Origin of the sequence: Mucilaginibacter sp. P19 (assembly GCF_050632265.1) — a bacterium.
GTDB classification, from domain to species: Bacteria; Bacteroidota; Bacteroidia; order Sphingobacteriales; family Sphingobacteriaceae; genus Mucilaginibacter; species Mucilaginibacter gossypii.
On the sequence record NZ_CP192586.1, the window covers coordinates 3882168 to 3898547 of the forward strand.

Below are 16380 nucleotides of genomic sequence, written 5' to 3' on the forward strand. Positions count from 1 at the left end.
ACACAATACGGCCAGGGTTTGTATGGGATAAGGCCGACTACCGTAACCAATGCAATATCCTCAGGCAACTATGGCTGGGGTGAAAAACTGGATGGTAAACCCACAATTCAGTTTGATGGCGAATATTACCCCTACTCCGCCGTAAAAAATAATATCAGTAAGTTTTACCGGCAAGGTTATACTTTTACCAACACTGCTGCATTTAGCGGCGGTAACGACAATGGTAATTTCCGGTTGTCGTTATCAAACCTTAGCAACGGCTCAATAGTGCGTAACAGTGATCTCAATCGCAAAACGTTCAACTTATCGGCAAGTCAAAATGTTACCCAAAAACTGAATATTAATGTTGTAGCTAATTTTATCAACGAAACTTCTAATTTGAAACCCAACCTGAGCGATGGGCCTTTTAATGTAAATAACATTCAATACCTGGCAGCCAACGAAGATCAGGCTATCCTTGCGCCGGGTTATGCCCCAGATGGCAGTGAAATAAGATGGAATAGCGACACCTTTACTACAAACCCTTATTTTACTGTTAATCGGTTTATTAATGATGTAAACCGTAACCGCTTAATAGCCGCATTATCGGGTAAATACAATTTCAATAATTGGATGTATGCACAGTTGAGGTTAGGTAACGACATCCTTTACGATAAACGAAAAACGGTTACCCCAACCGGAACCGCTTATTACGCCGGCGGAATGGGAGGACTTGATGAACAGTCAAACACGCGACGATCTGAACTAAACAGTGACCTGCTAATAGGTGCCAAACATGACATTATTGCTAAAGTGCTGAGTTTTGACATATCTGCAGGGACTAACCTACGTAAAAACACATACGAGTACACGAAGCTTTTTGGAGGCCCATTCATTATACCATATTTTTATAGCTATAATAATTTGAACATCAAAAACAGCAATTACAACTATAATAGTACCGAAACGCATTCAAGCTATTATGCTGTTGATTTTTCATTAAGAGACTATTTAACAATAACTACTACCGGCCGCTACGATACCTACTCCACGTTGCCAAGTGATAACCGGAGTATCTTTACGCCTTCGGTATCGGCAAGTCTTTTATTTTCCGATCTCGTTCATATCCCCAGCCTTGACTTCGGAAAATTAAGGTTATCGTATGCGCAAACGAGCGGCGAGCCAACTGATGCATATGTAACAACCCAATACTACACAACAAATTATTCAATAAACGGTGTTGCCATCGGGAGTTTCAGCGACAGCCTGCCCAATTTATTTCTTAAGCCTTACACGCTTACCGAAATGGAAGCCGGTACCGAGCTTAAATTTTTAAACGGCAGGCTTGGAATTGATGTAGCCTATTTTCACCGTAAAACAAAAAATGAGATCATTAAAGGCGACCTTGATCTGGCAACCGGTTTTGCACGGCGGTTTATCCCTACGGGCTCAACCCAAAACAACGGCATTGAAATTGAGCTAAGCGGCACTCCTGTTAAAGCAACCGGTTTTACCTGGTCGCCATCGTTTAATTTTACTTATGTACAAAACAAGATCCTTCAAACAGACGGCACTCCCGAGTCGGCTAACATAAGCTTCGGTACTTACCGCCCGCTAAACGCTGCTACGGCACTGGTTAAAGGCTTGCCAGGGCCTCAGATTATGGCCAACGATTACCTAAAAAATGATAAAGGACAGATCATTTTTGACGAAAATGGTTTACCCATGGCCGGCCCGCGTGTACCTATGGGTAGCGTGGTACCTAATATATACGGTGGATTAAACAACAATTTTGCATTTGGCAAACTAAGCCTCTCATTTTTGATCGATTACCGTTTTGGTAATAAGATATTATCGGCTACAAATTATAATAGTATTTACAGGGGCTTTAACCAGCTTACCCTTGCAGGCAGGGAAAACGGCGTTGTTGGCAATGGAGTAAACGCCAATGGTGAAAAGAATACCATTGCTGTACCTGCGCAGAACTATTACCAGGCGCTGGCCCAAAATGTATCTGCATTAAATGTGCTTGACGGCAGGTTTATTAAATTACGGCAGGTTACTTTTGGCTATACTTTTTCAAAGGGCTTTCTTAATAAAACACTATTTGAAGGCATAACCTTTTCACTGGTAGGCAGAAACTTGTGGACAATTATGAAGCGCTCGGCCAATATCGATCCGGAATCTGGATTTTCGCCGGATATAAAATATGCAGGAATTGAAGGAGCAAGCCTGCCGCCAACCCATACTTACGGAATAAATATTAACTTTAAACTCAAAAAATAAATCATCTAAAAATGGCTTCCACCATAAAACACAAACTCCTATGTTGTTTGGTAATGCTTGCGGCATTACTAAAGTTTTCTACCGCAAATGCGCAGGTTCCTTTTTATAAAGATGCTTCGCAATCGATTGATTCACGCGTAAAAGATCTTTTATCGAAATTAACCATCGACGAAAAAATCTCCTTATTAGGCTACCGCAGCCAGGCAGTGCCCCGTTTAGGCATCCCTGCCTATAACTGGTGGAATGAGGCTTTGCATGGCGTAGCCCGCGCCGGGGAAGCAACCATATTTCCGCAGGCTATCGGTATGTCGGCTACATTTAACGAAGATCTGTTAAAGCAGGTATCAACGGCTATATCAACTGAGGCCCGCGCCAAATACAACCTGGCCATTGCACAAGACAGGCACCTGCAATACATGGGCCTCACCTTTTGGGCACCCAACATCAATATTTTCCGCGACCCGCGCTGGGGACGTGGACAGGAAACTTATGGCGAAGACCCATTCCTGACCGGCCGTATGGGCTCAGCCTTTGTTAAAGGTTTGCAGGGCGATGATCCTAAATACCTGAAAACATCTGCCACGGCCAAACACTTTGCCGTACACAGCGGCCCCGAAGCCACCCGCGATAAATTTGACGCCAAGGTTGATGAAAAAGACCTTCGCGAAACCTACCTGTATGCCTTTCACGAACTGGTCAAAAACCACGTTGAATCGGTAATGAGCGCCTACAACCGCGTTAACGGTGTACCAAACTCTATAAATAAAATGCTGCTTACCGACATATTACGGAAAGAATGGGGCTTTAGCGGCCACGTGGTAACTGATTGTGGTGCCTTGGACGATGTATACCTTACCCACAAAACGCTACCAACTGCGGTTGAAGTAGCAGCGGCTGCCATTAAGGCTGGTGTTGACCTGGATTGCTCGTCCATTTTGCAGAACGATGGTATTAAAGCTATTAAACAAGGCCTGCTTACCGAAAAAGATATTGACCAGGCCCTGGGCGCTATCTTACGCACCGAATTTAAACTGGGCTTTTATGACGACCCGGCCGCTAATCCTTATCATGGTTACGGCGCCGACAGTGTTCACAATGAACAACATTTGGCTTTGGCCCGTAAAGTGGCCCAGCAAAGCATGGTATTGTTAAAGAATAACAACAATGTTTTGCCATTCAAAAAAAGCAGCTACTCCAGCATTATGGTGGTTGGGCCAAACGCGGCCTCGCTCGATGCTATGATAGCTAATTACCACGGCACCAGCAGTAAGGTAATTAACTTTGTTGAAGGTATAACCGGCGCGGTTGACAAAGCTACCCGTGTTGAATACGATTTGGGTTGCGACTATAAAGACACCACCCATTTTGGCGGCACCTGGGCCGCGGGCAATGCTGATGCTACCGTTGCTGTGATAGGCCTATCCCCCGTTTTGGAAGGCGAAGCAGGCGACGCTTTCCTGTCTGAAAGCGGCGGCGATAAAAAAACCTGAGCCTGCCTGCCAGTGAAATTGCCTTTATGAAAGAGCTGCGCAAAAGTGTAAAAAACAAACCTCTTATTGCTGTAATTACCGCAGGCAGCGATGTTGACATATCCGCTATTGAGCCTTATGCCGATGCCATTATATTTGCCTGGTACCCCGGCGAGCAAGGCGGTAACGCTTTAGCTGATATTATTTTTGGCGAAGTTTCGCCATCTGGTCACCTGCCGCTTACTTTTTATAAAGGTATGAGCGATTTGCCCGATTACAGCGATTACAACATGAAAAACCGCACTTACCGTTATTATACCGGTCCGGTGCAATATCCTTTTGGTTTTGGTTTAAGTTATACGTCGTTCAGCTACACCCTAGGCAGTAAATTAAAAACTACCTACAAAAAAACCGATACCGTTACGGTAACAGTAAACGTTAAAAACACCGGTAAATTTAATGGTGATGAAGTAGTGCAGGCGTATATTAAATATCCCAACATCGACAGGATGCCTGTTAAAGAATTAAAAAGCTTTAAACGCATAAGCCTGGAGCAGGATAAAGAAGGTACCGTTACTTTGAAAATCCCTGTTCAGGATTTACAGAAATGGGACCTTGCCACACGCAAATGGAAGCTTTATCCCGGCAGCTACAAAATAGTACTGGGCAGCAGCTCGGCCGATGAAAAGTTGGTAGCTGATTTTAAAGTGGCTAATTAAGACACTGTCAGAAAACGGTTTTATAGAAATAGACATAAAAGCCTCATTGCAAGGCACCTTTAGATTAGTAGCCAAAATAAAAACTTTATGGTTTACGAATAAGCTGAAACGAACGCGAGATATTAGCAATGTTACTCCCTGATGCGTTAGTTTACCAAAATGGCATGGCTGCTTTTAAGCAACCATGTCATTTTAGTGACCGTAGGTGATTTCCCGGGTTACTTTCCAAATGCCGTCTTTCTTTTGCCAGATCTGCATAAACTTATACGTAAACACCTGCAATTTGCCGTTTTCAACATGAGAAAAGGTGTGCATTCCGGTCTCGATAGCACCATAATCTTTAATTGGATATACTTCCATTGACCCAGGAATCAATTTCCGATTCAATACATAACTCATTTTAAACAGTCCACCGAAGGCTTGTTTTGTTTGATCAAAGTTTCGTACGCCGGTGTTGTCCTGGTAAAGTTCCAGACTATTATCGAAGTGATTCATTAGCTGATCAAGATTGCGGCTATTGAAGTCCCTGAATTGAAGCGAATCCTGTTGTGCTATCTCATTGAACAATGGCCCGGATGTTTGTGCCTCTGCACCAGTACAGGTAAAAAAATTGAAGCGACTAAAAGCGCAGTAGTAAAAAAATTGTTCATTGTTTTCATATTATAGTTTTGTTAATTTTTCATTTCGGTAGCAATTATAGCATTGCCCTGTTCTTTCAAAAAGATCTTAACCAGATCGGTATATATTTGAGGGCCATTATCTGAATTAGTGAAGATCAATAAAGCGCGACTGGTTTTTGGTAAAATAAAGACGATTGTATTTACGCCCGGATCAATGCCACTGTGCGATAAGCAAAATTCTCGTCCCAAATCTGGATAAACGGCCCAACCTAAGCCCATGAACTTATTCTCTTTTATCATAGACAGCGGGCTGGTCATTTGCCGATAAAGCGCCTTTGATAAACCACCCCCTTTTATTATCCAAATCAGGAATTTGCTGTAATCCGCTACAGTTGTTTTTAGTTGGTCGGCCGCACTGGGACTGCTATTTTTTATGATCTCTAATGGCTCTCCATTGCTATTATGCGCAACAGCAAAATGATCTAACATCCTATCATTCCAAATAAAATGCGTATCGTTCATATGTAGGGGTTTGAAAATCAGGGAATCAGCCAATTGTTCCAACGACCGGTGAAATTTACTTTCAAGTGCGTGCCGCAAATATTCCATCCCTTCGCCGGAATACTGGAACTTTAAACCGGGCTCAAACTCAAAGGCCAACTTTTTTGAAGGCGTCATCCATCGCCAGTTTGGAAACCCACTTTGGTGCGTCAGGATATGTTTAGTAGTGAGCTTTTTACTCCTCGGATCAGCTGCAACATCAGGATCAGTCCAGTAATGATAGATTGGTTCGTCCAGATCCCAGTCACCAGAGTTAACCAGACACAGTGTTACCATTGTTGTTACTGTTTTGGTGATTGAGGCGACATTAAATAATGTATTAGCAGGCGCAGAAACTCCCGTGTTAAGTTCGCCGTACACTTTTGAGAAGAAGATTTCGCCTTTATCAACAAAGGCCAATCCCAATGTGGGAATATGCTTATCCTTCATCAACCGGACAATAGTAGAATCTGCTACTTGCGCATTTACAGCTGGCGCATAAAAGAAAGTTAATAATAATAGCGTTTTAATCTTAGGTAATATTCGGTTCATTGGGGGTGAAATTATATAATTATGATTTAAACCTGAGAAACCATCGTCATGCCACTCATGTAATTGATTGATAGGCAATACATTATTATTACCATGATTGAGATTTATGTATCGTAAACGAACGATCAGCGTCCGTTTACAGATGAAGGTTGCCCCATCAATCAACACTATATAACAGCTTGCTTCTTCTGACCGAGACAGAACAGGAAATCATGTGAGGGAAGTGCAGATTTTTCAAAATAATGATTAGAAAAAAACTTTTGTAAAAGTCTTAGAATACGAAGCAATCCCAACTGTTCGATGAGGACATTGTTTAGTGCCTTGCAATTAGGCTTTTTTAAACACGGCAATTTATTTCATAATAAAGCCTTTAAATCCTTCGTAATTCTACTTTTATCGGTAGTGGTCTTAGCCAGTTTCAGGGCAGTTTGCAAATGCAATACTGCCTTTTTACGATCTACCCCTGTATACAAGTAACCAAGCAGTACATGGTACAAATGATTAGTATCCAGTTTTAACTTTTCGGCCTCAATAATGGCTTTCTCCTTTCCTTTTACCTTTGCCAAAGCATAAGCCCTGTTCAACGCAGCCGCAGGCGAATAAGCAGTAATAAGTAACCTATTGTAGAGCATTAATATATTTTCCCATTTTTCGGTAGTATCAGTTTTAATCGTATGCCAATAAGCTATAGCAGCTTCAATATGATATTTACCGGCGCCGTTTCCTTTCTTTGAGGCAAGGTTTAGATAGTATCGTCCTTTTACTATCAAATCATCATTCCAAAGCATTCTGTCCTGGTCATCATAGCGAATCATTTCGCCATGTTCATCTACCCTGGCATCAAACCTTGAAGCATGAAAACACATCAATGATAACAAGGCATTCGCCTCGGGCAGGTTGGTTTGTTTGTTTTCTATAAGGAGATAGTTAAGCCGCATGGCTTCTAAACACAAATCTTTTCGCAATGTAGTGCTCTGGCAGCTGGAGTAATAGCCCTCATTAAACAGCAGGTATAAAGTTTTCAGTACGATGTCCAGCCGGTTAACAATATCAGCCGGTTCAGGAAAAACGATCTTTACTTTTTGTTCCCGAAGCTTTTCCTTAGCCCTGAACAGGCGTTTATTAATGGTTTCTTTATTCGATAAAAAAGCCTCGGCAATTTCATCAATTCCGAAACCGCAAAGGATACGTAATGCAAGGCCAATCTGTGCCTCGGCCGGCAATACCGGGTGACAAATAGCAAACATCATTTGCAGCTGGCTGTCGCTAATATTTTGGTCAGAAAGATCGATCTCTGCCCCGTAATTATCCTCTGCAACAATCCCTTCGGCTATTTTTTGCTTAAACCTGGAGCCACGCCTTACATAATCGGTTGCTTTATTGCGGGCCACTGTATATAACCACGCTTTAGGGTTATCCGGCAACCCCTTGATCCCCCATGTTTCGGCAGCTGTGAGAAAAGTATCACTGGCAATATCTTCGGCGGCTTCTATACGTTCAAAGCCGAAATAATGGCATAATACCGCGATTATCTTTTGATATTCGGAGCGGAACAAATGTGGTAGAAGCTGATCTTGCTGCATAAAACAAGCAGCCTCCCGTATATGGGAGGCTGCAAATCAATTATACTTCCATTGGGATGATAGGACGCACCTCAACACTTCCCCTACCGACAGGATCGGGCAGCCCTTTGATAACTCCGCGGCTTCTTCCAGCGACGACGCTTTGATAATGCTGTAACCGCCTATAGCTTCCTTAACTTCAACATAAGGGCCGTCTGTTACCACATTGTCGGGTTTTACTACGCTGCCGGAGGTATCCAACCTATTGCCTACGGCCACCAGTTTGTTTTGTGCGGCAATCCCGCCAATCCATTCGCGCCAGTAATTCATCATGGTTTGCATCTGTTCGGGCGACCGCTGCGCTGCAGTGGCTTCTGCGTCTCTTCTGAAGATCAATAAGAACTCGTTCATGTTTTTTGAATTTAATGGTTAAAAACCAAAAGACGATCAGGTTTAGATGAATTGGACAACCACTCGATTTTTTTTCAAATTAACCAGAAAAAGTTAATCTGCAATGTATAACCTTACATAATACTTATAAATGGAGGTTGATGTGCTTTTGTTATTTCGCGTACTTTGATAGTAAAAAATACTACCACATTATGAAATACAGAAAATTAGGAAACACCGGAATTGAGCTTTCGGCTATTGGACTGGGATGTATGGGCATGAACCATGCTTACGGCCAGCCGGATGACGATGAATCAATAGCAACACTTGAAAAATCAATAGAAATAGGCATTAACTTTTGGGATACGGCTGATGTTTATGCTAACGGCCGAAATGAGGAGCTGGTATCAAAAGTATTAGTACCAAATCGCGATAAGATTTTCATTGCCACCAAATTTGGATTTAAAGCAGGTGCCGATGGCAGGCTAACAGAATTTGATGGCTCACCCGCCTATATCAAAACTGCTGTTGAGCAAAGTTTAAAACGCTTAAAAACAGATGTGATTGATCTTTACTATGCTCACCGCATCGATCCAAATGTGCCCGTAGAGGACATGGTTGGTGCCATGGCCGACCTGGTAAAAGAAGGTAAAGTAAAATACCTGGGCCTGTCTGAAGCTTCGGCAAACTCTGTCCGTCGTGCACACGCGGTGCATCCAATCAGTGCCTTGCAAAGTGAATATTCTTTATTAACCCGCGATGTTGAGGCCGAGATTTTGCCGGTTTGCAAAGAGCTTGGGATTTCATTTGTGCCATTCAGTCCGCTGGTGCGTGGTTTGGTTACTAATGCGTTGGATGTAACCAAACTGGCTGATAATGATTTCAGGAAAAGCCTGCCCCGTTATCAGGATGCCAACGCCGAAAATAATATGGGCCTGGCTCATGAGTTTGCACAACTTGCGGCTCAAAAAAACTGCACACCTGCCCAGTTAGCCCTTGCCTGGGTGCTGGCACAAGGCGATAACATTATCCCTATTCCAGGAACAAAGAGGAGAAAATACCTTCTGGACAATGCCTGCTCGGTTGATGTGGAATTAACCGCCAATGATTTACGGGATATTGAAACCGTTTTAGCTAAATACCCGGATACCGGCGACAGGTATAATGAGGCTAATTACAAATTTGTTGATAAGAATTAATTGTAATTTTATTTCACGAAGGCGCTGAGACGCCGGATTTCCGCTTGCTGTCTTAGCGCCTCTGCGTGAAAAAATATAAACCCTTATGGCATATAACGAACGAATGGCCGATCGTATTCGCGAAGCATTAATGGACCTTCCGGTGGTGGAAGAAAAGAAAATGTTCCAGGGAGTTTGTTTTATGGTAGATGATAAGTTATGTGTTTGCGTACGCGACAATAGCATTTTGTGCCGCATTGGCGAACAACAAGCGGCTATTGAACTTGAGAAAGGAAACTGTAACCAAATGGTAAGCGGCGAAAGAGTAATGAAAGGCTATGTTTATGTTGAAGATTTCACCCTGCAAACCACCGCCCAGCTGAATTACTGGATCAACCTGTGCCTTGCATTTAATCCGCTGGCAGAGGCATCTAAAAAGAGGAAAAGAAGTAAATAACAGTAGCCCTGCCTATAATATTTATCTCTTTCGATTCAAATACAACAAGATGTCATTTCGAAACAAGGAACGAGTGAGAAATCTTATTAGCTATGCTCAACGAATTTTATAAAGCGGCTTACTTGGTGTAGAAGATTTCTCCTCTCCTCCAACGCACGTACCTTAACCCAGTTTCGTCGAAATGACAAAGTTTTTTTACTTCTTCACCATTTTATAATGTTTGATCCCGGCTTCTTCAAACTCCGGCCCTGATGCTTCAAAGCCCAGTTTTTCATAAAAAGGCACAGCATGGGTTTGCGAATTAAGATAAACATAATCCGCATCGGCCGGCAAATCAGTTAACACCGCTTTCACCAGCTCTCCTCCTATCCCAAATCCTCTGAACCTTTTCAATACGGCAAACCGCTCAAGCTTATAACCATTTTCGGTTTTACGCCAGCGGCAGGCACCGGCCGGTTCTCCATCAACGGTAGCTAAAAAATGATGAGATACATCTTCATGCTCATATTCCAGTTCGGGCGGGCAATTTTGTTCAACAACAAACACTTCCCTCCTTATGGCATGTACGATATCAAGATCAGCTTGTTCCGTTACTTTTTTTACTATGGTTTTTGCGGGCATCGATATAATGCGGTTTTGTTTTGAAATGATTGAGTTTTGTGGTATGGTTTTCCCTCGCGGCATCAATAGAGTGTGTACAGGTGATATCACTTTCCTCTTCGGCAAGTCCGGCCAGTTCCACATAAAATTTATGCAATTGATCGAGCTCCTTTTCGGTAATATCTTCAATATCAACCATCCGGTTACTTGCCCCCTGATGCGAGGCAAGCAGCTCATTCAGTTTCAAATGTATAGCTTTCGAATCTTTATTTTGTGATTTCTGAATCAAAAAAACCATCAGAAAAGTAACTACAGTAGTACCGGTATTGATAACCAACTGCCAGGTATCCGAATAATGGAATAATGGTCCGGTTATTCCCCAAACAATGATGATACCAAAAGCCGTGATAAATGCTCCCGAACTACCCGTGGCCATAGTGGCCCAGTTGGCAAAGCGTTCAAATAAATTCTTTTTCTTCTTATTAATTTCAACCATATAGCAGCCTTTATCTTTTTGGGGGCGAATCGCCTGCTGCCTGTAAACAACAAAGCGCCTGTACAACAAATGTACAGGCGCTTTTGTTAGTTAGTTTATAATGAATATTATAATTTGCTGTGTACGTCGATACAGTTAAGATCTTCGAAAGCAGCAGAAAGCCTTTTAACAAAGGTTTCCTCGCCTTTGCGTAACCAAACGCGCGGGTCATAATATTTTTTGTTTGGAGAATCCTCACCATCCGGGCTGCCGATCTGGCTTTGCAAATAGCCTTCTTTTGATTTATAGTAATCTTTAATGCCCTCCCAGAAAGCCCACTGCATATCAGTATCAATATTCATTTTGATAGCACCATATGAAATAGCTTCACGTATCTCTTCCTGGCTTGAACCAGAACCACCATGGAATACAAAGTTGATCGGTTTTTCGGCAGTTAAACCAAATTTTTGTTTAACATACTCCTGTGAGTTATGCAGGATAACCGGTTGTAACTTAACATTACCTGGTTTGTACACACCATGAACGTTACCAAAAGCAGCAGCTACAGTAAAACGGGGGCTTACTTTTAAAAGGTGCTCATATGAATAAGAAACCTCTTCTGGCTGGGTATATAAACGTGAACTGTCAACGTCAGAGTTGTCAACACCATCTTCTTCCCCGCCGGTTACACCCAACTCAATTTCAAGGGTCATGCCCATTTTAGCCATACGCTCAAGGTATTTAGCCGAAATTTCGATATTCTCTTCAATAGGCTCTTCTGAAAGGTCGAGCATGTGCGATGAAAATAAAGGCTTACCTGTTTCGGCAAAAAATTTCTCGCCATGATCCAGCAGGCCATCAATCCACGGTAACAATTTCTTGGCAGCATGGTCTGTATGCAGGATAACCGCAACGCCATAATGCTCAGCCAACAGGTGAACATGCTTTGCAGCAGATACACCACCTAAAATACAGGCCTGAAGTTTTGAATTATCCAATGATTTGCCGGCGTAAAACTGTGCACCGCCATTTGACAGCTGAATAATAACCGGTGAGTTAACAGCTTTAGCTGTTTCCATAACTGCATTGATAGTATTAGTACCAATAACATTTACTGCCGGTAAAGCAAACTGGTGCTTTTTTGCTGCTTCAAATAGTTCCTGCACCTGATCGCCGTGCAGAACACCTCTATAATTTTTTAAATCCATTAGCGTTTATTTGGGGCTCGAAGTTATAAAATTTATTGAATTCGGATAAGCAATCTTAAAAGTATATTAAAACGGTAGTAAAAATAGGGTTAATTTAAAAATATGATATAATCAATTAACAATCCGATCCTTTTATTACAAAAATAGCATTAAATAAGCAATTAAACTTTCAAGCAAACATTTGCCCTCTATAACTTTTTATATACCGGCACCACATGTTTAATATTTTTTGTTTCTTTGTACCCAATTGAAAGAGTTAGACACAGATATGGCATGGTTTAAACGAGAGTTGAAAGGGATAATTACGACTACTGAGGAAAAAAGGAAGCCCCCGATGGCATCTGGAATAAATGCCCTAATTGTAAAAAACCTTTACACTATTCTGAGCAGGTAGAAAATCAATATGTGTGCCATTACTGTGGCTTCCACCTGCGCATAGGTTCAAAAGAATATTTTTCGGTACTATTTGATAATAACGAATTTACAGAACTTTTCCCTGAACTTACTTCCGGCGATCCGCTTCATTTTGAAGATACCAAAAAGTATACCGACCGACTTAAGGAAACTCAGCACAAAACAGGCTTGAAAGATGCAATAAGGGCGGGTGCAGGTAAAATTGACGGTCAGGACCTTGTTATTGCCTGTATGGATTTTAACTTCATTGGGGGATCAATGGGATCGGTAGTTGGTGAAAAGATAGCCCGCTCTATTGATTACTGTATCCAGCATAAAGTTCCGTTCCTGATGATCTCAAAATCGGGTGGTGCGCGCATGATGGAAGCGGCATTTTCATTGATGCAAATGGCTAAAACATCGGCTAAGCTTGCCTTGCTTTCACAGACAAAAATCCCTTATATATCTTTACTTACCGATCCAACCACCGGTGGCGTAACAGCGTCATACGCCATGTTAGGCGATATTAATATTGCTGAGCCAGGTGCATTAATCGGCTTTGCAGGCCCAAGGGTAATTAAAGAAACCATTAAAAAAGATCTTCCTAAAGGTTTCCAAACTGCCGAGTTTGTGCAGGAGCACGGTTTCCTTGATTTCATTGTCGACAGGAGAGAAATGAAAGAAAAATTAGCCTCGTTTATTAAAATGATGGCCAATTAAGATATCTTAATCAACCTTGATATAGTAAGGGATAAGCTTAATGTTTATCCCTTATTTTTTTCTATCGCCTCTGGAAAATCGTCATTGCGAGGAGGAACGACAGAAGCAATCGCGAACTCTGCAGGGGCACTTGCATAGCCGCTTGTAAAATTGGGGATTATTAATAATTATAATTTGTTTTTTATAGGTATTAATGAGCTCCCTTCGGTCGGTTGTCTTTGTACCTTATAATGACATTGTCGTAAGTTATTGATTATTAAGTATATTTATTAAACCCATTTTGTGATATGGGCGTTGCCTGCGGCCAGGCTATCCGCTACAAGTCCTCGCCTTTCCTGCCCGCAAACCCAACCCGCGCTGTGGGCTTTTCGCTGCTATCCTTAACGCGCCCCCGCACAATATCCTTAAAACATAGTTTATACGTTATTATATTTTTTTGGGGTTCTGACCTGATGGTTCCTCGCAATGACGGGTGGATAGGCCTTACCTCCACAACCAATCTGACTAAATCCTCCCTCACCTGCCATTTTGACAATACATTAACAATTGGAACATTCATTGATAACACAATTGCGACAAACATTAAATCAACCATATTAAATATAGTTATGCAAGAAAAAGGCAGCATTTCGATCCACACCGAGAACATTTTCCCGATCATTAAGAAGTTCTTATACTCTGATAATGAGATATTTTTGCGCGAGCTGGTATCAAACGCGGTAGATGCTACCCAAAAAATTAAACGTTTGGCTTCATTAGGCCAGTACACCGGCGAACTTGGTGACCTCCGTGTTGAGGTTGCTTTTGATGCAGACAAAAAGACCATCACCATTAGCGATAATGGTATCGGTATGACCGCTGAAGAGATCAAAAAATACATCAACCAGATCGCTTTCTCAGGCGCCACCGAATTCATGGAGAAATTCAAGGAGGCTAAGGATGCCAACGAGATCATCGGCCGCTTTGGTTTAGGTTTTTATTCGGCTTTCATGGTGGCCGATAAGGTAGAGATCCAAACCCTGTCGTACCAGGAAGGTGCAGAACCTGCTTTCTGGGTGTGCGACGGTAGCACCGAATTTGAAATTGGCGAAGGTATTTTAGAAGAGCGTGGCACCGAAATTACACTGTACATCAACGATGAATCGGCTGAATTTTTAAGTCAATACAAACTTCAAGAGATCCTTGATAAATATTGCAAATTTTTGCCGGTGCCTATCAAATTCGGCACCAAAACAGAATCTGTTGAAGATGGCGTTGATGAAGAAGGTAAACCAAAATACACTTCAGTTGAAGTTGATAACATCGTCAACACCACTAACCCTATCTGGACAAAGGCACCATCTGAACTAAAAGATGAGGATTACCTCGACTTTTACAAACAACTTTATCCTTTCAGTGAAGACCCATTATTCTGGATCCACCTTAACGTAGACTATCCTTTCAACCTGACAGGTGTACTATACTTCCCTAAACTGAAAAACGATTTTGAATTCCAGAAAAACAAGATCAAATTATTTAGTCGCCAGGTATTTATTACCGACGAGGTAAAAGACATTGTTCCTGAATTTTTGATGCTGTTACATGGCGTTATCGATTCACCCGATATCCCGCTTAACGTATCACGCAGCTTTTTACAGGCCGATAGCAACGTTAAAAAGATCAACAGCTATATCACCAAAAAAGTAGCTGATAAATTGGCAGACCTTTTCAAAGCCGACCGCAAAGCTTACGAAGAAAAATGGACAGATATTGGCCTCTTTGTAAAATACGGTATGGTGAGCGAAGACAAGTTTTATGACAAAGCAAAAGACTTTGTTTTGGTTACCAACACCGAAAAACAAAACTTCACCCTGCCTGAGTATAAAGACAAAGTTGAAGCAAACCAAACAGATAAAGACGGTCAGTTGGTTTACATCTACACCAATGATCCGGCAAAACAGGATTCATTTATCCAATCGGCCAATAAAAAAGGCTATGATGTATTGGTGATGAACTCTCCTATCGACAACCACTTTATTAGCCAGTTGGAGCAAAAATTAGAGAAAACATCATTAAAACGTGTTGACGCTGATGTTGCTGATAAACTGATTAAAAAGGATGACGCGCTTGAAACTGTACTTACCGAAGAACAGAGCACCCAGGTAAAAAGCATTTTCGACAAAGCCATCAACAGGCCAGCTTACAACGTTCAGATAGAAAGCCTTAACCCCGACGAGTTACCGGTTACCGTAACTATGGATGAGTTTATGCGCCGCATGAAAGATATGGCAGCTATGGGTGGTGGTATGAGCTTTTATGGCAACATGCCTGATAATTACAAGGTGATTGTAAACGGTAATCACAAACTGGTAAGCCGTATTTTGCAGGAAGAAGACGAAACTGTACAGGCCCAGCTTTCAAAACAAGCTTTTGACTTAGCATTGTTATCACAAGGTTTATTGACAGGTGCCGATTTAACCGAGTTTGTTAAACGCAGCGTGAGCTTAATATAATTTTTCAAGTCGCTTCTTGAGGAATTGCACAAGCCACCCTTTTTTATATTTTTCTTTCAAAAGCCACCCGAAACGGGTGGCTTTTTTGTTTAAAGATTGCTTAAATTTGAATGTACTTAAACCTAAATAACTCTTTACTGTCTAACCACTTAAACATTTATATCATGAAAACCTTAAACAAAATAGCCCTTTTGGCTGCTTTCATATTTATTGGGGTTAACGTAAGCTTTGCTCAAACCAAAGCTGAGAAAAAGGCAGCGAAGCAGGCTGAAATCAAAAAGATGGTAGAGGACCAAAACTTTGTATTTAAGGCAAATTATGCTTTACCGATGCGGGGCGGTACCAGGCCGCTTACCTCTGATTATGACATGACGATAAGTAAAGATACCATTGTATCATTTTTACCTTATTTTGGCCGGGCTTATGTAGCGCCTCCTCCGGGAACAACAGATGGCGGTATTAAAGTTAACACGACAAAGTTTACGTACTCGTCGACCCCAAAAGGCAAAGGCTGGAACATCACCATTAAACCCAAAGAAAAAAACATAGCCGACTGGCGCGATGTGCAAACATTTAACCTAAGTATTTCGCAGGATGGATACGGCTCCCTGCAAGTGATCAGCAGTAACCGCGACCCAATATCATTTAATGGTTACATTGAAGCGAGGAGGAAATAAGTAGGAAAAGCTTAAAGCTTAAAAAATTGGCCCGGAGCATAATGCTTTGGGCTTTTTGCTTTC

The 16380-nt window shown here is 41.9% G+C and carries 14 protein-coding genes and 1 pseudogene; 8 read left to right on the top strand and 7 right to left on the bottom strand.

All coding sequences use genetic code 11. The features are described from left to right. The first annotated feature begins 18 nt into the window (after positions 1-18). Genes ACQ86K_RS18780 through ACQ86K_RS18790 form a run of 3 tightly spaced genes read left to right on the top strand, consistent with a single transcriptional unit; the run spans position 19 to position 4453 of the window. Positions 19-2265 (top strand): TonB-dependent receptor domain-containing protein, encoded by a 2247-nt coding sequence (locus tag ACQ86K_RS18780; RefSeq protein ID WP_431198540.1) that lies wholly within the window; start codon positions 19-21, stop codon positions 2263-2265. Between the two features lie 11 nt (positions 2266-2276). Beyond that, positions 2277-3755, top strand: coding sequence for a glycoside hydrolase family 3 protein (locus ACQ86K_RS18785; RefSeq protein WP_431198541.1), 1479 nt, complete (start codon positions 2277-2279; stop codon positions 3753-3755). 26 nt (positions 3756-3781) lie between these two features. Next, positions 3782-4453: a glycoside hydrolase family 3 C-terminal domain-containing protein gene (locus tag ACQ86K_RS18790; RefSeq protein ID WP_431198542.1), complete on the top strand. Its 672-nt coding sequence runs from the start codon at positions 3782-3784 to the stop codon at positions 4451-4453. 192 nt (positions 4454-4645) lie between these two features. Here the strand turns inward: ACQ86K_RS18790 and ACQ86K_RS18795 are convergent, their stop codons facing one another. From ACQ86K_RS18795 to ACQ86K_RS18810, 4 genes are all read right to left on the bottom strand, one after another. Continuing rightward, complete coding sequence (locus tag ACQ86K_RS18795) at positions 4646-5020, bottom strand: nuclear transport factor 2 family protein (RefSeq protein ID WP_431198543.1); 375 nt, start codon at positions 5018-5020, stop codon at positions 4646-4648. Positions 5021-5124: 104 nt separating this feature from the next. After that, complete coding sequence (locus tag ACQ86K_RS18800; RefSeq protein WP_143020673.1) at positions 5125-6243, bottom strand: serine hydrolase domain-containing protein; 1119 nt, start codon at positions 6241-6243, stop codon at positions 5125-5127. A 278-nt stretch (positions 6244-6521) separates the two neighbouring features. After that, positions 6522-7748: an RNA polymerase sigma factor gene (locus tag ACQ86K_RS18805; RefSeq protein ID WP_091162622.1), complete on the bottom strand. Its 1227-nt coding sequence runs from the start codon at positions 7746-7748 to the stop codon at positions 6522-6524. A 36-nt stretch (positions 7749-7784) separates the two neighbouring features. After that, a complete protein-coding gene (locus ACQ86K_RS18810) occupies positions 7785-8138 on the bottom strand; it encodes a YciI family protein (RefSeq protein WP_431198544.1) in 354 nt (117 codons plus the stop codon). 191 nt (positions 8139-8329) lie between these two features. On the opposite strand from ACQ86K_RS18810, the gene ACQ86K_RS18815 reads away from it, so the two are divergent. Beyond that, the gene (locus ACQ86K_RS18815) at positions 8330-9316 is read left to right on the top strand and encodes an aldo/keto reductase (protein ID WP_091162620.1); all 987 of its coding nucleotides are present in this window, start codon (positions 8330-8332) and stop codon (positions 9314-9316) included. 85 nt (positions 9317-9401) lie between these two features. Further along, positions 9402-9752 (top strand): TfoX/Sxy family protein, encoded by a 351-nt coding sequence (locus ACQ86K_RS18820; protein WP_091162619.1) that lies wholly within the window; start codon positions 9402-9404, stop codon positions 9750-9752. A gap of 195 nt (positions 9753-9947) precedes the next feature. On the opposite strand, the gene ACQ86K_RS18825 is transcribed toward ACQ86K_RS18820, so the two are convergent. From ACQ86K_RS18825 to fbaA, 3 genes are all read right to left on the bottom strand, one after another. Then, on the bottom strand, positions 9948-10373 hold the full coding sequence (locus ACQ86K_RS18825) for a GNAT family N-acetyltransferase (RefSeq protein ID WP_091162618.1): 426 nt from the start codon (positions 10371-10373) through the stop codon (positions 9948-9950). Continuing rightward, on the bottom strand, positions 10330-10848 hold the full coding sequence (locus ACQ86K_RS18830) for a low affinity iron permease family protein (RefSeq protein WP_091162918.1): 519 nt from the start codon (positions 10846-10848) through the stop codon (positions 10330-10332). Before ACQ86K_RS18830 ends, ACQ86K_RS18825 begins: the two co-directional genes overlap by 44 nt. 107 nt (positions 10849-10955) lie before the next feature. Next, complete coding sequence (fbaA, locus tag ACQ86K_RS18835) at positions 10956-12035, bottom strand: class II fructose-bisphosphate aldolase (RefSeq protein ID WP_091162617.1); 1080 nt, start codon at positions 12033-12035, stop codon at positions 10956-10958. Positions 12036-12303: 268 nt separating this feature from the next. On the opposite strand from fbaA, the pseudogene accD reads away from it, so the two are divergent. From accD to ACQ86K_RS18850, 3 genes and pseudogenes are all read left to right on the top strand, one after another. Beyond that, a pseudogene (accD, locus tag ACQ86K_RS18840) lies at positions 12304-13148 on the top strand (acetyl-CoA carboxylase, carboxyltransferase subunit beta). Between the two features lie 608 nt (positions 13149-13756). Continuing rightward, complete coding sequence (htpG, locus tag ACQ86K_RS18845; protein ID WP_091162917.1) at positions 13757-15640, top strand: molecular chaperone HtpG; 1884 nt, start codon at positions 13757-13759, stop codon at positions 15638-15640. Between the two features lie 164 nt (positions 15641-15804). Continuing rightward, positions 15805-16317 (top strand): DUF4251 domain-containing protein, encoded by a 513-nt coding sequence (locus ACQ86K_RS18850; protein ID WP_176844341.1) that lies wholly within the window; start codon positions 15805-15807, stop codon positions 16315-16317. Positions 16318-16380 lie beyond the last annotated feature (63 nt).